The sequence below is a fragment of the Microbispora sp. H13382 genome, from assembly GCF_014161445.1.
Taxonomy (GTDB): domain Bacteria; phylum Actinomycetota; class Actinomycetes; order Streptosporangiales; family Streptosporangiaceae; genus Microbispora.
In genome coordinates, this window is sequence record NZ_JABBXA010000012.1 from 26,402 (window position 1) to 47,267 (window position 20,866).

Genomic DNA, 20,866 nt, shown 5'->3' on the forward strand with positions numbered 1-20,866 from the left:
CCTTGTCTCGGATTGTGTAGGGCCAGGATTGTCAGAGGGCAACGGTCCGTGCTAGGAAACCTACACTGCGAGGAGCGCGGTCGTGGTAACGGATCTGATCGTTATCACGATGCCGCTCACAGCCAAGACCGGCAGGTCACAGGCCACGCGCCCCCCGCGTACGCTCAGGCGGCCGGGCAGGAGGGGACCTCGCCCGAGCGGCCGCGCAGGGAGTCGATCGCCTTGATCGCGCCGTCCAGCGTCTCGACCCGCACCAGGCGCAGCCCGGAGGGCACGGCCTTGACGGCGGCCGCGCAGTTGCCCGCGGGCGTGAGGAAGACCGTGGCGCCGGCCCGGCGCGCGCCGACCATCTTCTGCTCGATCCCGCCGATCGGGCCGACGTTGCCGGCCGGGTCGATCGTCCCGGTGCCGGCGATCGACATGCCCCCGGTGAGCGCCCCGGGTGTCAGCTTGTCGTAGATGCCCAGTGAGAACATCAGTCCGGCGCTCGGCCCGCCGACCTCGCCGACGCTGATGTCGACCTTGAACGGGAACCGGTAGCTCGCCCGCATCTGCACGCCGACCCTGGCCTTGCCGTCCTTGCCCGCCACCGTGCCGACCGGCACCTCGGTCGAGGCGCCGCCTCGCCGCACGGTGAACGTCACCGGCTCTCCCGGCTTGTGGCGTTGCACGGACGCCGCGACGGACCCGAGCTCGCCCACCGCGGCGCCGTCCACCGCCGTGATCTCGTCTCCGGGCTTGAGCTTCCCGTCGGCCGGCGTCCCCTTGTCGGTCTGCGCGATCGTGACCACTTTCTCGATGGGGATCTTCAGCGCGTTCAGCGCGGCGGCGGTGGCCGACTGCTGCGAGTCGGTCATCTCCTGGACGTTCTGCTCCTCGACCTGCTCGGCCGAGGTCGACTTCGGGAACAGCGTCTCCTCCGGCACCACGGCGATCGTCGGGTCGAGCCAGCCGCGCAGCGCGGTGATCAGGTCGAGACGGTTGTCCGGCCCGCCCTGGTAGGCCACGGTGACCAGGCTCAGCCTGCCCTGTGTGGGGTAGGTCTCGCGGCCCGAGATCGCGATGACCGGTTTGCCCTTGACGTCCCCGATCGTGTTCTCGGTGGGGCCCGGGCTCAGCACGACGTACGGCACGGGGAGCATGGCGCCGATCACGGCCAACGCGAGCGCGAGGAAACCCGCGACCAGAAGGGTCAGAGCGCGTCGGGACATGGACGAACTCTATGCGTTCCGCGTCGCGCTAATCGCAGGCGCCGACCCACTCGGCGCCCCCGTCGGCGAACACCTGGTGCTTCCAGATGGGCACCTCGTGCTTGAGGTCGTCGATCAGTCTGCGGCAGGCCTCGAACGCCTCGCCGCGGTGCGGGCAGGCGGCCGCCACGACGACGGCGATCTCCCCCAGGCGCAGGTCGCCCACCCGGTGGACGGCCGCCAGCGCCGTCACCCGGTGGTCGGCCGCCACCTTCTCCGCGACCCTGCGCAACTGCTCCTCGGCGGACGGGTGCGCCGAATACGACAGGAGCGTCACCGGCCTGCCGCCGTCCTGCTCGCGCACCGTGCCGACGAACACCGCCGTGCCTCCCGCCGCGTGGTCCTCCACCGCGCCCAGCACCTCGTCCACGGACAGCGGGGTGTCGCGAATGCCCAGCAATCGGATGACGTCCACGGTCCGAGGTTAGTGCCTGAGCAGGATCAGATGCGGCGCAGTCAGGTGCGGCGCAGTCAGGTGCGGCGCTTGCGGCGAGCGGCGCGGACGATCGCGGCCGTGCCTATCACCGCGACGGTCGCGCCCGCGGCGGTGATCGTGGCCTCCTTGCCCGACAGGCGGCGGCCGACGACGGCGTGCCTGCCCGCGGACAGTTCGAGCAGTTCACGCAGGACCGCCTCGTTGGTCCAGGCCGCCTTCCAGCCCGCCTCCCGCAGCGCCACGCCGTCGACCACCCAGGGATAGACGACGTAGTGGAGGTCGGTCGCGGCGGTCGGCGTGATGCCGAGCCGGTGCAGCCGCTGCGCGGTGCCGAACGTCACACCCGCGGGCAGCTCGAACCGCTTCAGGCCGGAGATCTCCTCCACCTGCTCCATCTCCAGCCAGCCCTCCGAGCCGACCGCCACGACCCCGCCGACCCTGCCCAGGGCGGCGGCCTCCAGCGCGGAGACCAGGTCGTCGACGTGGCAGAACTGCCAGCGCGGCAGGCAGCCCTTCACCACCAGCAGCCGGGGCGCCTCGAAGTGGCGGGTGATGACCGTGTCGACGCCCGGCCCGACCAGGGCGGCGGGCCGAAGCACGGTCACCTCCAGGCCCGGGTGCGCCCGCAGCGACCGCCGTACCAGCGCCTCGATCTCCAGGTGGTCGCCCACCAGGCCGGTGTCGGGCTCGGCCGCGACCGGGGCGTCCTCGGGCAGGGGCACCGGGTTGTCGGCGGCGGCGCCGTACACCATGGCGCTCGTCACGAGCACGACCCGCCGCACCCGGGCCGCGGCGCAGGCCGTGAGCACGGTCTGGGCGGCGCGCAGGTTGTAGCGGCGGCGCTCGGCGGGATCGGTGTCGAGCGACTCGTCCGTGCCGAGATGCACCAGGACGTCCACATCGGAGATCCGGTTCGCCAAGAGCGGATCACGAATGTCGAGGACCCGCCAGGTGACGTCCGGGACGTCGCCGCGTTGTTCGTCGATGGCCACCACACGGCGGAAATCCGCAGACGAGGCCACCTTCGCGAGGAACGCCCGGCCGAGACCGGAGGCGGCGCCGGTGACGGCGACGACGGGGGGACGCAGGCGTTTCGAGGTAGGCACGAGGTCCTCACTTTGCACTGATCCGCCCCACGGCGGATAACGTGGCGGATGTGGACTCCTCCATCCTGCACGAGGTGGCGCGGTGACTGACCTGCCAGGTCGCGAAAACGACCCCAACGACAATCCGTTCGCCATGTTCGGCAGCCCGGAGCAGATCGCCGCGGCCATGCGGCAGTTCGCCGACATGCTGTCCGCCTCCCCGGAGGCCGGGCCCGTCAACTGGGACATGGCGAAGAACATCGCACGGCACGCCGTGGTCGCCGAGGGCGATCCGAGCGTCATGGAGGGCGAGCGACGCCAGATCGTCGAGGCCCTCAACCTGGCCGACCTGTGGCTCAACGAGGTGACCACGCTGCCGAGCGGCGTGAGCGTCCCGCAGGCCTGGAGCCGGTCGGAGTGGATCGAGAAGACGATCCCGGTCTGGAAGCAGCTGTGCGATCCCGTCGCCGCCCAGATGGTGGAGACGATGGGCGGCACGCTCGGCGGGGCGGGCCTGCCCCCCGAGGCACAGGCCATGGCCGGGCCGCTCATGGGCATGCTCAGGCAGATGGGCAGCATGATGGTCGGCCAGCAGATCGGCCAGGCCCTCGGCTCGCTCGCCCGCGAGGTGGTCGGCTCCTCCGACATCGGCCTGCCCCTGTCCGACACCGCCGCCCTGCTGCCCGGGGGCGTCGCCGCCTTCAGCAGCGGCCTGGAGACGCCCTCGGACGAGATCCGGCTCTACCTGGCGCTGCGCGAGGCGGCGCACCACCGGCTCTTCCAGCACGTCCCGTGGCTGCGGGCGCACCTGCTCGGCACGGTCGAGGAGTACGCCCAGGGCATCACGGTGGACGTGTCCGCCCTGCAGGACAAGCTGCAGGGGCTCGACCTCAGCGACCCGGAGCGGATCCAGGAGGTCCTGGGGGGCGGCGAGCTGCTCAAGCCCGAGGAGACCGAGCGGCAGAAGGCCGCGCTCACCCGCCTGGAGACCGCGCTCGCGCTGGTCGAGGGCTGGGTGGCCACGGTGGTCGACGCCGCCGCCCAGGGCAAGCTCCCGTCCGCCGTGGCCCTGGCCGAGACGCTACGGCGCCGCCGTGCCACGGGTGGCCCGGCCGAGCGGACCTTCGCCACGCTGGTGGGCCTCGAGCTGCGCCCGAGACGGCTGCGTGAGGCGGCAGCCCTGTGGAAGGCCCTGGGCGACGAGCGCGGGATCGAGGGCCGGGACGCCGTCTGGGGTCACCCCGACCTGATGCCGACGGCGGACGACCTGGACAACCCCGAGTCGTTCGTGAAGGGCGAGGCCGAGTTCGACCTGTCCGCCTTGGACGAGCCCGGAGAGCCCGGGGAGCCCGGAGAGCGGGGCCCGGAGGAGACCGGCAAGTAGGAGTCCGCCGGCTGTCGGTAGGCTGCGCCGGTGAGCCTGCACCGTGACGCGCACGCCGTACTGGCCGGATGGGTCGCGCCCACCCCCGAGGAGGAGGGGCTCCGCGAGGAGTTCCTGAGGCACCTGCGCGACCACGACGACGCGATGTGGCGCGAGTGCGCTCCCGGCCACCTCACGGCGACGACGGCCGTGCTGTCGCACGACGGCGAACGGGTGCTGCTGACCCTGCACCCCAAGGCCGGGATGTGGCTGCCGATGGGCGGGCACTGCGAGAGGTCCGACACCACGCTCGCGCAGGTCGCCCTGCGCGAGGCCACCGAGGAGTCGGGCATCCCCGGGCTGGTCCTGCTGGACGGGCCGCTCGCCCTCGACCGGCACAAGGTCTGGTGCCACCCGCCGCACAGCTGGCATCTCGACGTCGAGTACGGCGCGGTCGCGCCGCCGGGGGCCGAGGCGGTGATCAGCGAGGAGTCCCTCGACCTGCGCTGGTTCCCGGTGGAGGAGATTCCGGAGCTGAGCGACGAGGCCACCCGGCGCCTGGCCCGCCGCGCCCGGTCCCTGTGCCGCGCCTGACTTCTGCACCGTTCGTGCACGTCTCCCTCACACCGCGTCGCACAACCGGTGGCTAGGGTCACCCCCATGACGAAGCTGGACGTGGGCGGCGAGATCGTCTCTCCCCCGCGCCGCGGGCTGCGGGTCTCCCCGCGCCTGGCGTGGGTCGCGGCGGCGCCGTTCGCGCTCTGGGCCGCGGCCCGGCTCGCCGGCGTCGATCGCATCGGGGGAGCCGCCGTCGCGCTGATGACGGGCACACCGCACGTCGCGGCCGCGTCGCTCGCGGCGGTCCTGGTCGCGCTGGCCGCCCGCCGCCCGGCCGTGATCGCGGTGGCGGTGGCGTCGTCGGTCCTGCTGGCGGCCGTGGTCCTGCCCCGCGCGGCCGAAACGGCCCCCACGGCCACCGGGCCGTCGCTGCGGATCCTCACGGTCAACCTCTTCTTCGGCAGCGGCGACGCCGCGACCGTGGTGGACCTCGTACGCGGGCTCGAACCGGACGTGCTCACCACCCAGGAGCTCACTCCCGAGGCCGTCGGGGCGCTGGACGCGGCGGGCCTGGGGAGGCTCCTGCCGTACCGGCACCTGGAGGACGGGCCCGGGCCCTCGGGCAGCGGGATATACGCGCGCCATCCCCTGACGAAGGCGCCCGGCTTCGCGCCCGAGGGCGGTCACAACATGCCGAGGGCTCGCCTCGCCCTGCCGTCCGGGCCGCCTGTGGAGATCGTCGACGTGCACACGCTCGCGCCGCTGAGCAATGGTGACGTCGCCCAGTGGACCGCCGAGCTGGCGGCGCTCCCGGCCGCTTCCCCCGGCGTCGTACGCGTCCTGGCCGGTGACTTCAACGCGAGCCTCGACCACTCGGCCCTGCGCGCGGTGCTCGGGCGGGGTTACGCGGACGCGGCCGACGCGACCGGCGACGGCCTGACCACCACCTGGCCGGCGAACCGGCGGTACCCGCCGTTGATCACGATCGACCATGTGATGTACGACCGGAGGGCGTCGGCCGTGCGGACCGGGGTCCACACAGTCCCGGGCAGCGACCACCGGGCGTTGTTCGCCGAGCTTCGCCTGCCCGGACGCCTGTGACCCCTACGAGCAGGACTCAGGTCAGCAGGGCCCGGGTGTTGTCCCAGCCTTCGAGGCCGGGGTCGAGGCGGGCCACGTCCTGCGGCTTCCTGAGCCGGTGCCAGCCGGGACCCGTGGCGACCATGCGGGGACCGGGCGCCCTGCGGCGCATCGCCGCGACGACGTCGGGCTCGTCGAGATCCGGCGCGGCCCAGCCGGAGACCGGCAGCCGCGCCGCCACGGCGACCGCGCCGCCGCCCTCCGCCGGGCAGACCGCGAGGTGCGCCCGGCCGAGTTCCCGGAAGAGCTTCCCGATCAGCAGGGGCGGCAGGTCGGGGGCGTCGGCACCGACGACCACCGCCTCCTCCCCCGGTGGAAGCGCCGCGAACGCTTCGGCGGGAGAGGCGATGGGCAGGACGGGCGTGCCCGGCCAGGCGATGTCCTCGAGCCCCGGCACTCCGGCCGACAGGATCACCGGCCGCACCAGTTCGAGCCCGGCGACCATCTCGTAGGTGTCCTCGGCGATCGCCGTCAGGAACGCGGCCGGATCGACGCCGGGCGGAGCCGCGTCCGCCATGCCCGGCGTGACCAGCACCGCGGCGATCCGGGTCAACACTCCTCCGGGGCGCCGTTGGCCGCCATCGAGAAGCCCTCCAGGAAGCCCCGCGCGCGTTCCGCCCGGGGGTAGCGCTCGACGAGGGCCCAGAACCGCGGGCCGTGACTCGGCACGAGCAGGTGGACGAGCTCGTGCATGATGACGTAGTCGACGACCCAGGCCGGCATGCCCCGCAGCCGGGCCGACAGCCTGATCGTGCCGTGGTCTGGCGTGCACGAACCCCATCTGTGGAGCTGGTTCTCCACCCACCGCACGCTGGCCGGCATGGCCTTGCCGTCGAGGTAGCGCGCGGAGAGCTCTGTCGCCCGTTCGAGCAGGTCGTCGTCGCTCGGGCGTCTTCGCTGCTCCTTGGCCGCTAGGCGGTCGAGCATGCGGCGTACCCATTGCTCCTCGTCGGTCGTGCTCAGACCGGCCGGAAGCAGCACGATGGTCTTGTCTCCATCGCGGTACGCGGAAACGGTTCGCCGCCGTCGTGCGCTCCGACGAACCTCGACTGTCTCGGGGGGCACATATGAAAGGTAGCCGACACGCGCCGAATTCCACAGGGGGTGATACACGTTCTCCCTGGTCAATCGGGCGAACGTGACCTTGCGGGCGTGAAAACTACGGGGTTGCGGATATTCACCAACCACGAACACCCCGGTAATTATCCACAGCCCCGCTGGTTCCGGCGCCCGGCCCGGCCGGTGTATGGCATGGTCTGGCGACTATGAGACCTCGTCTGAAGCCCGTCCTGCGCCGGATCGAGCGGGACGGCCGCACGCTGCAGTTCGGCGTCCATCCGCTGCGGGCCGTCGTGCTGACCGGTGTCGAGCCGCCCGTGCGCCGCCTGATCGACGGCCTGGACGGCACCCGCACCCTCCGGCAGGCGGTGGCCGGGAGCGGCCTCGACGAGTCCGCCGCCCAGGAGGTGGTCGCCCGGCTCGCCGCGCACGGCCTGATCGAGGACGCCGCGGCCCGGCCGGAGCCCCTGGCGGACCTGACTCTGGCCGATCGGGACCGCCTCCGTCCCGACCTGGACAGGCTGTCGCTGACCGCCGCCGACGGCGGCATGAGCGCCCTGTCCGCGCGCAGGGCGGCGCGGGTTCGCGTGTACGGCGCGGGCCGGGTCGGCGCCCGGGTCGTCAGCCTGCTCGCCGCCGCCGGAGTGGGCCACATCTGCGTGGTCGATCCCGGCACGGCCACCGCGGGCGACGTGGTCCCGGGCGGAATCGGCCGCGCGGAGACGGGGATGACCCGCGAGGAGGCCGCCGTGCTCGCGGCCCGGCGGATGTCCCCCGCCGTCAACGCCTGGCCCGGCCGGGCCGCCTCCCGCCTGTCCGACGGCGGTGTGCGCCCGGATCTCGTGATCCTCGCGCCCGCCGCCCCGCTCGACGCCACGCTGGTCCACGAGATCGTGACCGAGGGGGTGGCGCACCTGCTCGTCTGCGCGTTCGAGGGCCACGGCTCGGTGGGGCCCTTCGTCGTCCCCGGGCTCACCCCCTGCCTGCGCTGCCTCGATCTCACCCGCCGTGACCGGGACCCGTCCTGGCCCCTCGTGGGCGCCCGGCTCGGGGGTTATCCGGCGGGCGAGATCGCCTGCGACGTCGTGCTGTCCTGTCTCGTGGCCGCGCAGGCGGCGGGTCAGGCTCTGGCCTATCTCGACGAGGGACGCGTGCCGGAGGGCCTGCTGGAGGTGTCGCCCGGATGGCGCTGGCGGCACCGCGCCTGCGAGCCGCACCCCGACTGCGGCTGCGTCCGCAGCGACCTGATCGGCGCAGCCGTGATCGCGCCGCGCGCTCCCGGGCAGGCGGCGTGAACCACCGCCCGGCCGGCGCGCACGCCGCGCCGGGGCCGGCACCTCGTCGACCCCTCATACGGCGCAGACGTCCCTGACCACCTCCAGGAAATTGCGGATCACGGCGGTGCGACGCTCTCCGTTCCAGGCGACGCCCATCCGCCAGACCGCGGCCGGGTGGTCGATCGGGTGATCGTCACCGTCGGTACGACGCCGTGCCCCGCGGCCCACCCCGGGAGATCCGCCGCGGCGGAAGGCGGAGGACCGTGCCGCTCGGTCGCGGCGAGCGCGAGCCGGTCGGTGCCGATCGTCAGGTGCTGCCACTCGTCACCGACGGGGAGCCGGACGAAGCCCACGTCATCGCCTTCCCGGAGATGTGCGTGCTGGGCTACTGGCACCTGCGCCGGCACACCGCCGGGCGGCTGCGGGAGTTGGCCGAGCCACTGACAGGACCATCGGTCGGCTTCGTGCGCGCCCTGGCGGTCGAGCACGGCATGGCTGTGGGAGCGGGCTTCCTGGAGATCGACGAGAAGGGCCGGCTGTTCAACAGCTACGCGGTCTGCCTGCCGGACGGGCGTGTCCATCACCACCGGAAGCTGCACGCGTTCGAGCACGAGGCCATCGGCAGCGGTGACTCCTACACCGTCTTCGACACGCCCTGGGGCTTCCGCGCGGGCGTCCTCATCTGTCGGGACAACAACCTGGTGGAGAACGTCCGGGCGACCGCGCTGCTGGGCGCCTCGGTGCTGCTCGCGCCGCACCAGACCGGTGGCACCGCCTCTCGCAGTCCCCACGGCATGCGGCCGATCCCGCCGGAGCTGTGGCGGCGCAGGAGCAGCGATCCGGAGGCGATCGAGGCCGAGCTGCGCGGGCCGAACGGACACGAGTGGCTGATGCGGTGGCTGCCCGCGCGCGCCCACGACAACGGCCTGTTCATCCTGTTCAGCAACGGGATCGGCCAGGACGACGACGAGGTCCGCACAGGCAACGCCATGATCCTCGACCCGTACGGCAGGGTCGTCGAGGAGACCTCGGCGGCCGGAGCTGTACGGCATCCTCACCCGGCGCTTCGGGGACGAGCGGGACCGCAGGACCGCCCGGTTCGCCGAGGAGCCCATGCCGGTCAGCGCACCCCCGGACGTACGGACCGGCCCGGTTCCGCCTGAGCCGGCCGCGCGCCGCGCACGGCCGCCATGCGGCCCGTCACGCGTCTCACCGGCGGGTACTCGTGTCACAACAGCATTGGTGTGACCAATGTCATACGCGGCCTATTTCCCCGAAAGGCTCGCGACCGCCGAAGCCCGGGCGGCCGGGCGATCGGAAATTGTGGTTGAAAGCGCCCTTCATCGCCGACAATGGTCGTGTGAGTGACCTTCCCCACCGTGCCGTGACCCGCTCGGCAAAGCTCGCGACACTCCCCCTCGGGTTCGCCGGCCGCACCGCGCTCGGACTGGGCAGGCGGCTCGGTGGCGCCTCCGCGGAGATCGTCACCCAGGAGATCCAGCGGCGTACGGCCGACCAGATCTTCAAGGTGCTCGGCGAGCTCAAGGGCGGGGCCATGAAGCTCGGGCAGGCCCTGTCGATCTTCGAGGCCGCGCTGCCACCCGAGATCGCCGGGCCCTACCGGGCGACGCTGACGCGCCTGCAGGAGGCCGCGCCGCCGCTTCCGGCCGCCACCGTCCACCGGGTCCTGACCGAGCAACTGGGCGACGACTGGCGGGAGAACTTCCTGGAGTTCGACGACCGGCCGAGCGCCGCGGCGTCCATCGGGCAGGTGCACCGCGCCGTGTGGCACGACGGCCGCCCGGTCGCCGTGAAGATCCAGTATCCGGGGGCGGGCAAGGCCCTGATCTCCGACTTCAACCAGCTCGCGCGGCTCGGCAAGCTCTTCGGCGCCATGTTGCCCGGTCTGGACATCAAGCCGGTCCTGGCCGAGCTCAAGGAGCGGGTCGCCGAGGAGCTCGACTACCTCAAGGAGGCCGAGGCCCAGCACGCGTTCGCCGAGGAGTTCCGCGACGACCCGGACTTCCACGTGCCCGCCGTGATCGCGGCCAACGAGCAGATCCTCGTCACCGAGTGGATGACGGGAACCCCGCTCTCCAAGATCATCACCGATGGCACGCAGGAGGAGCGCAACCACGCCGGCCTGCTGTTCGTCCGCTTCCTGTTCTGCTCTCCGGCCCGGGTCGGAATGCTGCACGCCGACCCCCACCCGGGCAACTTCCGGCTGATGGAGGACGGACGGCTCGGCGTGCTGGACTTCGGCGCGGTCAACCGCATGCCCGGCGGCTACCCCGTCGTGTTCGGCAGGCTCACGCGCATCTTCAACCAGGGCGACATGGACACGGTCGTGCGCGGGCTGCGCGATGAGGGGTTCATCCGCCCGCACATCGAGATCAATCCCGACGCCCTGCGGGCCTTCCTCGCGCCGTACGTCGAGCCGACCCGGGTCGAGGAGTTCGCCTTCAGCAGGGAGTGGCTGCGGCAGCAGGCGGCGACCGTGGCCGACCTGCGGTCGAACAACGTGGTCCGCCAGCTCAACCTGCCCGCGTCCTACGTGCTGATCCACCGCGTGCACGCGGCCGGCGTCGGCGTGCTGTGCCAGCTCGGCGCCACCGCCCGCTTCCGCGACGAGGTCGTGCGCTGGGTGCCCGGCTTCGGCGACGAGGCGGGCGAGTCGGAGGACAGCGCGCTCACCCTGACCTGAGCGTCATCTGCCTGCGCCGCCCCGGCTCTCCACCGCCTTCAGGGTCTGGTTGATCACGCAGCGGTTGATCCCCTTCCTGCAGTTGCCGTTGAGCGTGTTGGTGAAGACGCTGACGCTCGACACCTGCTGGACGCCGGCGAAGGTGACGGCGCTGTTGGCCGCGGGCGCGTTCACGTTGTGCCGGCCCGCCGATATCTGTTTGACCGGGCTTTTGATGGCGGGCGCGTTCGAGGTGTCGGTTCCCCCGCTGATCTGGGTCGCTCCGTCACCATGACCGTCACCATGACCCTCACCGTGGCCGTGGCCGTTGGCATGGCGGGCCCGGAACGCTCCGGGCGTCGGTGCGGCCTCGGCTCCCGGTGCGGCCGGCCCCCACAGTCCGATCACGAAAGCGGCCACGAGGCCGATCCCGAGCGCGGTGGCGGCAGGCCCTCGCGCGCCCGCCGCGTGATCAAGCGCACCTGACGTCCGCTCGCCCATCCAAGTCCCACCCACCGCTCGCGCGTCGCTCCGCCTGCCCCGTACGGCCGTACGGCCCGGGGCGCTCCGGCTCATACCCCGCGATCGCGGGGGTCTCTCGCGGCAGACGATCTTCTGTGCGTCCGGTGATCGCTTCTTTACCGGTTCGGGGTGGCGACCGGGCGACCCACAGCACGACGATGGGCGGTCCCGCCGGGGACCGCCCATCTGAACGAGCTGTCGGACGATTTGGTGCGGTGGACGCTATCGCGTCACATGCGCGCCAGCGCGGAGCTCAGCCGCCGGGACGCGCGCTCGGCCTGCCGGCGTGCTCTCTGCACGCTCCTGATCCGGCCGGCCAGCCGCTCCTGCGCCGCCTCCTCGTGCAGGGTCCGTATTCGCTCGTGCGCCAGTTCTTGATTCAGATACATGGCGGTGGTCGGGGAGATGCTCATCTGGATCGGTTCCTTCCGGGAAAATCGCTGGAATTGCTGGTCAGGCGGCGACGGGAGACTTGCGCGGGCGCCCACGGGGACGCTTGCGGGGTACGACGACCCCCCTCAGGATGAGCTCCCCGCCCCAGACGCCCCACGGCTCCTCGCGCTCCAGCGCGCGGGCCAGGCAGGCCTTCTGGATCGGGCAGCCGCCGCAGAGCGCCTTGGCGAACTCCACGTCCTCGGGGGACTCGGCGAACCACAGGTCGGGGTCGGTACGACAGGGGATTTCGGCTTCGATCAGGTCCATGACCGGGGCCGCCATCTGCGTCACCTCTTCGAGTGTTTGGTCTGGGTGTCCTCGTTTTGGGGTGTGGATTCGTGGCCGACAAACAAGAAGGCCGCGGATCCTGGTGCGGATCCGCGGCCCGGAGATGGAGACCGGTCAGGGTATGACTGGTCCTCTCCAGGCGTCGTGCGGACCCTGCGCACCGCCGCGAGCGGCGGTGCGGATCTGCTCATCGCTCATCGGCCGGTTCACGTAGACCGGACGGTGGGCGGGGTTGCCGTGGCTGGCCGGGCGGGCGAACGCGCCGAAGGCGGCCGAGCCCGCGACTCCGGTGATCAGAGCCTGGGCAGGAGCGGCCTCGCCACGCCGCAGTTTCGTCGGCATGACAATGGCGGCCGGGCATGCGGAGGCGAGCCACAGCGTGCGGGATGTCGTCATGTTCCTCACTGGACTCACCTCCATTTCAGTGCGATCGCCGGACCGAAGCGTCCGGCTGACTTGTCCAAGACCCTAAACCGCCGTGGCAGGGCGGGCAACCTATTTTCTACCTGCGATTTTCACGACTTCGTGACATCGGGATGGAGCGCGGGCGACACCCGCACCAAGCATTCCTGAACCACGGATACGGCCAGGTCTCCGGCGGCGGTGAACATCTGCCCGCGGGCGAGCCCGCGTGCCGCCCCGGACCAGGGCGACTCCTGGGCGTAGAGCAGCCAGTCGTCGGCCCGGAAGGGCCGGTGGAACCACATGGCGTGGTCCAGCGAGGCGCCGGACACCGCCGAGGACCCCCAGGCGAGGCCGTGGGCCAGCAGCACGGTGTCCACCAGCGTGAAGTCGCTGGCGTAGGCCGCGAGCACGACGTGCAGCAGCGGGTCGTCGGGCAGGTCGGCGTCGTACCGGAACCAGACGTTGTTCTCGGCGGTCACCAGGGCGGGGTCGTGGGCGGCCTCCCAGGTCAGCGCGTTCACGTACCGCGCGTCGACCGGGCGCGGCTTGGCCAGCAGCTCGCGCCAGCCCGGCTCGTCGCCCACGATGTCGAGCATCCGCTTCTGGAAGGTCGGCAGGGTCTCGGGGGCCGGCACCTCCGGCATGCGGGCGGCCTGGTGGCTCACGCCCGGCTCGTCGATGTGGAACGACACCGACATCGAGAAGATGGCCTTGCCGTGCTGGATGGCCGTGATGCGCCGGGTGGTGAACGACCGCCCGTCGCGCACCCGCTCCACGTTGTAGACGATCGGGACGGCCGGGTCCCCGGGCCGGATGAAGTAGGCGTGCAGCGAGTGGACCATCCGGTCGGACGGCACCGTACGGCCGGCCGCCACGAGGGCCTGCGCCGCCACCTGGCCGCCGAAGACCCGCTGGATGCGCTCCTCCGGGCTGCGCCCCCGGAAGATGTCGAGCTCGATCTGTTCGAGATCGAGCAGGTCCAGCAGCTCCTTCAGGGCCGAGTTCACGGGAGCCTCCAGCACGCGCGGGTATTACTCGTCGGTAACACTATCGGCAACACTGTCGGCGCCGCGGCAGAGCTCGAGGACCGCGTCGCCGTACCGCTCAAGTTTGACGCGTCCGATTCCGGCGATCGAGAGCAGGTCCTCCTCGGAGGTGGGCCCCCGCTCGGCGATGGCCTGGAGGGTGACGTCCGTGAAGACGACGTACGCCGGCACCTTGGCCTCCTTCGCCGCCGCGGTGCGCCACGCCTTGAGCCGTTCGAGCAGGGCCTCGTCGTAGTCCGCCGGACAGGTCGCGCAGCGGCCGAGCTTCTGCTCCGCGGCGGCGGCGAGCGTCCGGCCGCAGATCCGGCAGTGCAGCGGCGCCGCCGACCGCTTCGCCCGTCCGCCGGCCCCTCCCCCGGGCCGCTCGGACCGGGCCGGGCCCGCCGTACGGGGGGACAGCCCGTCGAGGAAGCGCGACGGCCTGCGGGCGCGGCGGCCCCCCGGCGAGCGCGCGAGCGCCCACGACAGGTGCAGGTGCTCGCGGGCCCGGGTGATCCCGACGTACAGCAGCCGCCGTTCCTCCTCGACCTGGTCCGGCGTCTCCGCGTAGACGATCGGGACCATGCCGTCGGTGAGGCCGACGAGGAAGACCGCGTCCCACTCCAGGCCCTTGGCGGCGTGCAGGGACGCGAGCGTCACGCCCTCGACCGGCGGCGCGTGCTGCTCCATCGCCCTGCGCTCCAGCTCGCCGACGAAGCGGGGAAGGTCGGCGCCCTCGGCCCCCATGTCCTCGGCCAGGTCGGCGAGCGCCTTGAGCGACTCCCACTTCTCCCTGGCCTTGCCGCCCCCGGGCGGCTCGGCGGTCAGCCCGATCCCCGACAGGATCGCGTGCACGGCGGGCGCGAGCGGCTCGTCGCCCGCCGACCGGGCCGCGCCGCGCAGCAGCACCACGGCCTGGCGCACCTCGGGCCGCTCGAAGAACCGCTCCGCCCCGCGCAGCAGGTACGGCACGCCGGCGTCGGTGAAGGCCTGCTCGTACGCCTCGGACTGGGCGTTGACCCGGAACAGCACGGCGATCTCGCGGGTGGGCACGCCGTCCGCCATCAGCTTCTTGACCGTGAGCGCGACGCCGAGCGCCTCGGCCTGCTCGTCGTCGTACTCGGTGAAGGCCGGCTCGGGTCCGTCCGGCCGCTGGGCGACCAGTTCCAGCCGGTGGGGCGAGCGCGCCATGACGCGGTTGGCCAGCGTGACCACCTGCGGGGTCGAGCGGTAGTCGCGCACCAGCCTGATCACGGCGGCCGAGGGGTGCTCGACGGCGAAGTTGGTCAGATAGTGGGGCGTCGCGCCGGTGAACGAGTAGATGGTCTGGTTGGGGTCGCCCACCACGCACACGTCGTCACGCCCGCCGAGCCAGGTGTCGAGCAGCAGCTTCTGCAGCGGGTTGACGTCCTGGAACTCGTCGACCACGAAGTAGCGGTACTGCTGGCGGATCTGGGTCGCGACCTCGCGGTGCTCGGTCATCACCGCCGCCGTGAGCTCGAGGATCGTCTCGAAGTCGATGAGGTTGCGCTGGCGGCGCAGGCTCTCGTAGCCCTCGTACAGCCGCGCCACCTCCTCGGGCGCGATCGGCGGGGTGCGGCGGGCCTTGACGGCGGCGGCCGGGTAGTCCTCGGGACCGACCTGGGTGACCTTCGCCCACTCGATCTCGCTGGCGACGTCGCGCAGCTCGCCGCGGTCGGGGTTCCTGCGCAGGCGCCGGGCCGCCTCCACGAGCAGCGGCAGCTTCGACTCGACCACCTGCGGCGGGTCGCCGCCGACCACCCTGGGCCAGAAGTAGCTGAGCTGGCGCAGGGCCGCCGCATGGAAGGTCCGGGCCTGCACGCCGGGCGCTCCGAGCCCGCGCAGCCGCTGCTTCAGCTCCCCCGCCGCGCGGGTCGTGAAGGTCACGGCGAGCACGCCCTGCGGCTCGACGACCCCGGTCTGCACGGCATAGGCGATGCGGTGCGTGATGGCGCGGGTCTTGCCGGTCCCCGCCCCGGCGAGCACGCACACCGGTCCGCGCACCGCCTGGGCGACCTCGCGCTGCTCGGGATCCAGACCCTCGAGGACGTCCAAGGAGCGGCTCCTGACATGCGTTGCGGACGTTGTTACTGGCATCATCCTTCCAGCAGCCGACCGAGCGTGTCCCGGCGACCGGTCGGCGCACGACGCAACATCGGGGAGGAACACGCCGTGGCCACCGCGGTCCGAACTGCTATAGGCATGGGCACCGCCGCCCTCGCCGCCCTCATACTCGCTCCGCCCGCCGCCCAGGCGGCCGCGGCGGGCGACCCCGTCCGCCGCCCCTCCGCTTCCCCCGCCCCGTCCCCCACGACCTCCGCGAGCCCGTCGCCCTCGCCGTCCCCGTCGGCCTCCCCCTCGCCGTCGGCCACGCCCTACGGCCCGAGGGTCCGCACCTACGCGTACGGCTCGCACGCGCGCCAGATCATGGACGTGTGGTGGCACACCGCCGGTCCGCGCCGCCCGATCGTGTTCGTGATCCACGGCGGCTGGTGGTCCGGGGGCGACAAGAAGTACATGACCTCGATCACCCGCAGCTACTCCGAGCTCGGCTACACCGTCGTCAACCTCGACTACCGACTGTCGGGCGACGCGGCCTGGCCGGCCCAGCGCACCGACGTCATGTCCGCCGTCAACGCCGTGCGCAGGCACGCGGCGATGTTCAACGCCGACCCCAATCGCTATGTGCTGCTCGGCTTCTCCGCCGGCGGCCACCTCGCCACCGCCGTCGGCGCGTACGGCGACGGGCGGCCGGGCCTGCGCGGGGTCGTCGGGATCTCCCCGCCCGTCTCGCCGCTGTCGGCGTTCGCGGACGGCAGCGCGTTCGGCAGCAAGGAGCAGCAGAAGCTGCGCAAGGCGGCCATAAAGCTGGCCGGCGGCTGCGTGCCCGCCAAGTGCCCGCGCGTCTGGTCGAGCATGGAGGTGCCGTTCCACGCCTCGGCCGGCGACCCGCCCATGCTCACCATCCACTCGTCTGAGGAGTTCGTCCCGCCGTACCAGAGCGAGATGCTCAAGGAGTCGCTGCAGACCGTCGGGGTTCCGATGATCGTCAAGACGATGGCCGGCACCCAGCACAGCGCGCCGCTCTACCGGGAGCCGGGAGTGGCCGAGAGCGTCCAGGCCTGGATCACCGCCAGGCTGGGTCGCGTCGCGCCGCCCGCGGCGTCCTCGCCACAGCAGTAGGCGGGAACACCCGGCGCGCCGGCGATGTTGCCATGACTGCTCTCGGCAACAGTGATGCGCACGAAAGGGACGACAGATGGCGCTGACGGTTTACACCACGAGCTGGTGCGGCCCCTGCAAGCGGCTCAAGGGCCAGCTCACGCGGGAGGGCATCCCCTTCAGCGAGGTCGACATCGAGCGTCATCCGGACGCCGCCGAGTTCGTCGCGAGTGTGAACAACGGCAACCAGGTCGTTCCCACCGTGGTGACGGACTGCCACACCATGACCAACCCCTCGGTCGCCGAGGTGAAGCGGCACCTCGCAGGCGCCTGCTAGTGCCGCGGGAGGGGCACTAGATCACCAGCCGGTGTCGGGGATCGGCGCGCCGTACCAGGTCTCGATCAGCCGCCGGGCGATCGAGACCTGGCCGGGCAGGACCAGCTCGCCCGAGCGCACCTGGATCTCCAGCTCCTCCCGGGACAGCCAGCGGGCCTCGGCGATCTCCTCCCGGTCGGGGCGCAGGTCGGTGGTGACGGCGCGGGCGAAGAAGCCCAGCATCAGGCTGCGCGGGAACGGCCAGGGCTGGCTGCCGAGGTAACGCGGCGCGGTGACGGCGACGCCCACCTCCTCCAGGACCTCGCGGACCACGGCGTGCTCCAGCGACTCCCCCGGCTCGACGAACCCGGCGAGCACCGACATCCGGCCTTGCGGCCATTGCGGGCCGCGCGCCAGCAGGATCCGGCCCTCGTCGTCGTGCACCAGCATGATCACCGCGGGGTCGACACGCGGGAAGTGCTGGCTGCCGTCCCGCGGGCACACCCGCATGTGGCCCGACGCGGTGACGTCCGTACGGCTGCCGCACCGCGGGCAGTACTCGTGGCTCGCGTGCCACGCCTCGAGGGCCACCGCGTAGACGAGCAGCCCGGCGTCGCGGTCGTCGAGCAGCACCGCGGCCTCCCTGAGGCCCGCGACGTCGCCCTCGGGCAGGGTGGCGTTGACCGCGAAGTAGGCCACGCCGTCCTCGTCCACGCCCAGCAGGTAACGCGTGCCCTCCGGCGCCTCGGCCGGCGAGGTGAGCACCAGGGCCGCGCCGTCGCTGAAGCGGCGCACCACCGTGCGGCCGTCGTGGATGAGGAAGACTCTCGTCTTGTCCGCCTCCCACGCCCGCCGCAGCCAGTCCTCGTCGCCGCGCAGGGCCGCCGAGCGGTCGATGGCGCTCCTCGCCAGGAGCAGGGGCCCGAGCAGTCCGTCCGCGATTTCCACGCCGTCATCCTTCCACCGCCGCCGCCCCGGCAATCTCCCCTCCCGTGGCGTTCACCCGTCGAATGACCGACGTTCGGGACTAGGATGCTCTCACTTAGGTTAGCCTTACCTACGGAGGGCCGGTGCGGCTGTACCTCACCACGCTCAACCCGACCGATTCCGTGACCGGCGGGTTCCTTCCCGCCGCGGCCGCGCTGGGCTGGGACGTGACGATACTCACCGACCAACCTGATCGGTATCCGGGGCACGACGTCGTGGCGGCGGACGTCCGCGATCCCCGGGCCGTCATCGACGCCGTGGCCGCCCATCACCGGCCCGATGTGATCTTCTCCAACTCCGACCACCTCCAGGCCGCCACCGCGCTCGCCGCCGAGTATTTCGGCCTGCCGGGCAAGGACTGGCGGGCCTGTGTCACCGCCAAGAACAAGGCGCTGACCCGTCGCGCCCTCTCCGCCGTCGAACCGGTCAGGTCCGTACGGATCCCTCCCGGCGCGGACCTTCCCGAGGGCCTGCCGTACCCGGTCGTGGTCAAGCCCGCGCTGGGCGTGGCCAGCGAGGACGTCGTGCTGGTGGACGGGCGGGAGGCGCTGGCCGACGCCGTCGCGGCGATCAGGCGGCGGCGCCCGGAGGATGTCCTGGTCGCGGAGGAGTTCCTCGAAGGGCCGCTCCGCACGCTGGAGACGCTGGGCGACGGCGCCTCCCGGCGGGTCGTCGGCGGGTTCGCCACCACGCTCGGCCCGCTGCCGCACTTCGTGGAGGAGCGCCTCGACTGGCGGCCTCCGGACCCGGACCACCTGCCCCACCTGACCGCGGCGCTCGACGCGGCGGGGGTCGGCTTCGGGATGTGCCACACCGAGTACGCCGTAACCCGGGACGGCCCCCGCGTCATCGAGATCAACTATCGGCTGATCGGCGACAACTGCGACTTCCTGCTGGCGGACCTCCTCGGCGTACCTCTGCACCAGTGGATCCTGCGCGTCCACGCGGGCGAGCCGCTCTCCGCCTTCGGCCTCGACGCCCTTCGCGCCGCGTACGGGGCCGTGGTCAGCCTCGTGGCCGAGCGGTCCGGCACGGTGACCGCCGCGCCGCCGGACCTCTGCCCGCCTCGTACGGACGACGGCGTGCGTCTGTGGCACCGGGCACTGCGTGAGATCGGCGATCATGTCGAGGTGACGGGGACCAACCGCGACTACCTCGGCCTGCTCCGCGCCGCCGGCCCGGACCGCGCGAGCGTCGACGCCGCCATCGACGCCTTCAAGAAGGAGCATCCTTGGGTGCTCACATGATCCGCCCGGCTCGCGATCACCGGGAGGCCACGGACCGGGAGCGCTACCTGGCCGCGCGGGTGCTGAACGCGCTGCTGCGAGAGGACTACGCCGGGATCTCCGCCAGGGTCACCCACGACAGGGACGGGGTCGCGATCGTCCTCGCCTCCGGACGGCGGGTCGGGCTCGCGGCGGGCGACCCGTTCCAGGACTTCGCGACCGCGCCGCACGAGCGCCTGCGCCTGGCGGAGGTGCTGGAGACGCTGGAGGCCGTCGCCCACCCCGCCGACACCGAGGGGGTCGCCGCCTTCGAGCGGGAGTGCGACGAGGCCCTCGCGGCCCTGGAGGCCCACCACCGCATGCGCGGCGAGGTGGCCCGGCGGCTGCGCGGGCGTCACGGCCTCATCCGGTACGAGTCGCTGGCCGCCGCGGTGGATCACCCGCTCTATCCGACGGCCCGCTGCCGCCTGGGGGTCTCCCCGGCCGGCCTGGCGGCCCACGCCCCGGAGTTCGCCCCCGAGTTCCGTATGCGGTGGACGGCGGCGCCGCGCGAGCGGGTGACGCTCTCCCGGCCGGACCTGCCCGGCTGGTGGCCCGTGCCCGGGGACGTCGGGCTGCCGGCCGATCTGGCCCGGACGCACGTGCTCTTCCCCGTCCACCCGCTGACGGAGCCGCTGGTGGCCGGGCTGCCCGGCCTGCTTCCCGGGCGGGAGCCGTACCTGACCGTGCGGCCGACCCTGTCCACCCGTACGGTCGAGGCCGGCGAACGCGTCCACCTCAAGGTGCCGCTGGCGGCCAGCACGCTGGGCCTGCGCAACCGCCGGTCGATCAAGCCGGGCACGTTGAGAGACGGCGCGCTGGCCGAGTCGCTGCTGCGCCGGATCCTGGCGCGCGAGCCCGGCCTGCGCGTCGCGCTCGCCGACGAGCAGACCTACGGGCACGCGGAGCACGAATACCTGGGCTGGCTCGTCCGCCGGTTGCCCGAAGGGGAGATCGTCCCGGTCGCGGCCCTGCTCGCGCCGCTGCCCGCCTCGGGTGACCGGCTCGTCCTGCACGAGGTGGCCGAGCGCCATCACGGCGGCGACGCGGAGGCGTTGCTGCGCGACTACCTCGCGGTGCTGCTGGAGTGGAACGTCACGCTCTTCGTCCGGTACGGCGTCGCGCTGGAGGCCCACCAGCAGAACCTGGCGCTGCTGTTCGGCGACGGGCCCATGCGGCTGCTGGTCAAGGACGACGACGGGCTGCTGGCCTCGCCGCGGCGGCTGCACGCGGCCGGGATCGAGGCGCCCGGCTTCGGCGACGAGCGCATGCTGGCCGACGACCCGTACGCCCTCGCCGACGTCTTCGTGACGATCACCCTGCATCTGGCCGCCATGGCCGTGGCCCACGGCGCGCTGCCCGGCTCCGGCGCCACGCTGGTCGCACGGGCCCTGAGGGCCGCGCTCGAGCCGTACGGGGACGACCCGATGGCCCGGCTGCTGCGGGCCCGCACGCTGGAGGCCGCCCGCCTCACCGGCAAGTCGATGGTCGTCGCCGGGACGCTCGTGGCCAAGGACCGCACCGGGGCCCGGGACGTCAACAAGTTCTACGGCACGACCGGCCCCAACTATCTGAGGGGTGCCTGAGCC

At 72.5% G+C, this 20,866-nt stretch carries 22 protein-coding genes; 10 read left to right on the forward strand and 12 right to left on the reverse strand.

Features of this window, described 5'->3' with window-relative positions:
* Positions 1 to 164 precede the first annotated feature (164 nt).
* Genes HHX41_RS23235 through HHX41_RS23245 form a run of 3 tightly spaced genes read right to left on the reverse strand, consistent with a single transcriptional unit; the run spans position 165 to position 2,792 of the window.
* Positions 165 to 1,211, reverse strand: a complete 1,047-nt coding sequence (locus tag HHX41_RS23235; protein WP_182907717.1) for a PDZ domain-containing protein — start codon at positions 1,209 to 1,211, stop codon at positions 165 to 167.
* Positions 1,212 to 1,239: 28 nt separating this feature from the next.
* Entirely contained in the window at positions 1,240 to 1,665 is a 426-nt protein-coding gene (locus HHX41_RS23240; protein WP_169987110.1) for a molybdenum cofactor biosynthesis protein MoaE, read from the reverse strand.
* 56 nt (positions 1,666 to 1,721) lie between these two features.
* Positions 1,722 to 2,792 (reverse strand): NAD-dependent epimerase/dehydratase family protein, encoded by a 1,071-nt coding sequence (locus HHX41_RS23245; protein WP_310742134.1) that lies wholly within the window; start codon positions 2,790 to 2,792, stop codon positions 1,722 to 1,724.
* 82 nt (positions 2,793 to 2,874) lie between these two features.
* Between HHX41_RS23245 and HHX41_RS23250 the strand changes: the two genes are divergently transcribed.
* From HHX41_RS23250 to HHX41_RS23260, 3 genes are all read left to right on the forward strand, one after another.
* Positions 2,875 to 4,155, forward strand: a complete 1,281-nt coding sequence (locus HHX41_RS23250; protein WP_396706168.1) for a zinc-dependent metalloprotease — start codon at positions 2,875 to 2,877, stop codon at positions 4,153 to 4,155.
* A gap of 30 nt (positions 4,156 to 4,185) precedes the next feature.
* Positions 4,186 to 4,728 carry an NUDIX hydrolase gene (locus HHX41_RS23255; RefSeq protein ID WP_182907719.1) on the forward strand — a complete coding sequence of 181 codons (543 nt, stop codon included), beginning with the start codon at positions 4,186 to 4,188 and terminating at the stop codon, positions 4,726 to 4,728.
* A gap of 66 nt (positions 4,729 to 4,794) precedes the next feature.
* Complete coding sequence (locus HHX41_RS23260; protein WP_182907720.1) at positions 4,795 to 5,793, forward strand: endonuclease/exonuclease/phosphatase family protein; 999 nt, start codon at positions 4,795 to 4,797, stop codon at positions 5,791 to 5,793.
* 16 nt (positions 5,794 to 5,809) lie between these two features.
* On the opposite strand, the gene HHX41_RS23265 is transcribed toward HHX41_RS23260, so the two are convergent.
* Positions 5,810 to 6,385 carry a DUF2064 domain-containing protein gene (locus HHX41_RS23265; RefSeq protein WP_182907721.1) on the reverse strand — a complete coding sequence of 192 codons (576 nt, stop codon included), beginning with the start codon at positions 6,383 to 6,385 and terminating at the stop codon, positions 5,810 to 5,812.
* The gene (locus HHX41_RS23270; RefSeq protein WP_169987119.1) at positions 6,382 to 6,897 is read right to left on the reverse strand and encodes a M48 family metallopeptidase; all 516 of its coding nucleotides are present in this window, start codon (positions 6,895 to 6,897) and stop codon (positions 6,382 to 6,384) included. The genes HHX41_RS23265 and HHX41_RS23270 overlap by 4 nt, the downstream gene beginning before the upstream one ends.
* Before the next feature lie 200 nt (positions 6,898 to 7,097).
* On the opposite strand from HHX41_RS23270, the gene HHX41_RS23275 reads away from it, so the two are divergent.
* The 3 genes from HHX41_RS23275 to HHX41_RS23285 all read left to right on the forward strand — a co-directional run bounded on the left by HHX41_RS23275 (position 7,098) and on the right by HHX41_RS23285 (position 10,872).
* A complete protein-coding gene (locus HHX41_RS23275; RefSeq protein ID WP_182907722.1) occupies positions 7,098 to 8,186 on the forward strand; it encodes a ThiF family adenylyltransferase in 1,089 nt (362 codons plus the stop codon).
* A 245-nt stretch (positions 8,187 to 8,431) separates the two neighbouring features.
* Entirely contained in the window at positions 8,432 to 9,331 is a 900-nt protein-coding gene (locus tag HHX41_RS23280; RefSeq protein WP_220504358.1) for a nitrilase-related carbon-nitrogen hydrolase, read from the forward strand.
* 197 nt (positions 9,332 to 9,528) lie between these two features.
* On the forward strand, positions 9,529 to 10,872 hold the full coding sequence (locus HHX41_RS23285) for an AarF/ABC1/UbiB kinase family protein (protein WP_169987123.1): 1,344 nt from the start codon (positions 9,529 to 9,531) through the stop codon (positions 10,870 to 10,872).
* 3 nt (positions 10,873 to 10,875) lie between these two features.
* On the opposite strand, the gene HHX41_RS23290 is transcribed toward HHX41_RS23285, so the two are convergent.
* From HHX41_RS23290 to HHX41_RS23315, 6 genes are all read right to left on the reverse strand, one after another.
* Complete coding sequence (locus HHX41_RS23290) at positions 10,876 to 11,352, reverse strand: hypothetical protein (RefSeq protein ID WP_182907723.1); 477 nt, start codon at positions 11,350 to 11,352, stop codon at positions 10,876 to 10,878.
* A 251-nt stretch (positions 11,353 to 11,603) separates the two neighbouring features.
* Positions 11,604 to 11,786 carry a hypothetical protein gene (locus tag HHX41_RS23295; RefSeq protein WP_169987078.1) on the reverse strand — a complete coding sequence of 61 codons (183 nt, stop codon included), beginning with the start codon at positions 11,784 to 11,786 and terminating at the stop codon, positions 11,604 to 11,606.
* Between the two features lie 40 nt (positions 11,787 to 11,826).
* Positions 11,827 to 12,090, reverse strand: coding sequence for a WhiB family transcriptional regulator (locus HHX41_RS23300; RefSeq protein ID WP_079315495.1), 264 nt, complete (start codon positions 12,088 to 12,090; stop codon positions 11,827 to 11,829).
* Positions 12,091 to 12,210: 120 nt separating this feature from the next.
* On the reverse strand, positions 12,211 to 12,492 hold the full coding sequence (locus HHX41_RS23305; protein ID WP_169987127.1) for a hypothetical protein: 282 nt from the start codon (positions 12,490 to 12,492) through the stop codon (positions 12,211 to 12,213).
* Positions 12,493 to 12,611: 119 nt separating this feature from the next.
* The gene (locus HHX41_RS23310; protein WP_169987267.1) at positions 12,612 to 13,508 is read right to left on the reverse strand and encodes an acyl-CoA thioesterase II; all 897 of its coding nucleotides are present in this window, start codon (positions 13,506 to 13,508) and stop codon (positions 12,612 to 12,614) included.
* Between the two features lie 24 nt (positions 13,509 to 13,532).
* Positions 13,533 to 15,602, reverse strand: a complete 2,070-nt coding sequence (locus HHX41_RS23315; protein ID WP_396795049.1) for an ATP-dependent DNA helicase UvrD2 — start codon at positions 15,600 to 15,602, stop codon at positions 13,533 to 13,535.
* Positions 15,603 to 15,719: 117 nt separating this feature from the next.
* Between HHX41_RS23315 and HHX41_RS23320 the strand changes: the two genes are divergently transcribed.
* Entirely contained in the window at positions 15,720 to 16,730 is a 1,011-nt protein-coding gene (locus tag HHX41_RS23320) for an alpha/beta hydrolase (protein ID WP_310742136.1), read from the forward strand.
* A gap of 76 nt (positions 16,731 to 16,806) precedes the next feature.
* Entirely contained in the window at positions 16,807 to 17,046 is a 240-nt protein-coding gene (locus HHX41_RS23325) for a mycoredoxin (RefSeq protein WP_169987133.1), read from the forward strand.
* A gap of 21 nt (positions 17,047 to 17,067) precedes the next feature.
* Here HHX41_RS23325 and nudC read toward each other — a convergent pair whose 3' ends face one another.
* The gene (gene nudC, locus HHX41_RS23330; RefSeq protein ID WP_396706225.1) at positions 17,068 to 17,967 is read right to left on the reverse strand and encodes an NAD(+) diphosphatase; all 900 of its coding nucleotides are present in this window, start codon (positions 17,965 to 17,967) and stop codon (positions 17,068 to 17,070) included.
* A gap of 128 nt (positions 17,968 to 18,095) precedes the next feature.
* On the opposite strand from nudC, the gene HHX41_RS23335 reads away from it, so the two are divergent.
* The gene (locus HHX41_RS23335) at positions 18,096 to 19,259 is read left to right on the forward strand and encodes an acetyl-CoA carboxylase biotin carboxylase subunit family protein (RefSeq protein WP_182907725.1); all 1,164 of its coding nucleotides are present in this window, start codon (positions 18,096 to 18,098) and stop codon (positions 19,257 to 19,259) included.
* Positions 19,244 to 20,863, forward strand: a complete 1,620-nt coding sequence (locus HHX41_RS23340) for an IucA/IucC family protein (RefSeq protein ID WP_259401236.1) — start codon at positions 19,244 to 19,246, stop codon at positions 20,861 to 20,863. The genes HHX41_RS23335 and HHX41_RS23340 overlap by 16 nt, the downstream gene beginning before the upstream one ends.
* The last annotated feature ends 3 nt before the right edge of the window (positions 20,864 to 20,866 follow it).

Bases quoted from the DNA above. Each gene is read 5' to 3' on its own strand.
- HHX41_RS23290 (WP_182907723.1), bottom strand. From the start codon at position 11,352: ATGGGCGAGCGGACGTCAGGTGCGCTTGATCACGCGGCGGGCGCGCGA.
- HHX41_RS23300 (WP_079315495.1), bottom strand. From the start codon at position 12,090: ATGGCGGCCCCGGTCATGGACCTGATCGAAGCCGAAATCCCCTGTCGT.
- HHX41_RS23325 (WP_169987133.1), top strand. From the start codon at position 16,807: ATGGCGCTGACGGTTTACACCACGAGCTGGTGCGGCCCCTGCAAGCGG.
- HHX41_RS23305 (WP_169987127.1), bottom strand. From the start codon at position 12,492: ATGACGACATCCCGCACGCTGTGGCTCGCCTCCGCATGCCCGGCCGCC.
- HHX41_RS23295 (WP_169987078.1), bottom strand. From the start codon at position 11,786: ATGAGCATCTCCCCGACCACCGCCATGTATCTGAATCAAGAACTGGCG.
- HHX41_RS23235 (WP_182907717.1), bottom strand. From the start codon at position 1,211: ATGTCCCGACGCGCTCTGACCCTTCTGGTCGCGGGTTTCCTCGCGCTC.
- HHX41_RS23260 (WP_182907720.1), top strand. From the start codon at position 4,795: ATGACGAAGCTGGACGTGGGCGGCGAGATCGTCTCTCCCCCGCGCCGC.
- HHX41_RS23275 (WP_182907722.1), top strand. From the start codon at position 7,098: ATGAGACCTCGTCTGAAGCCCGTCCTGCGCCGGATCGAGCGGGACGGC.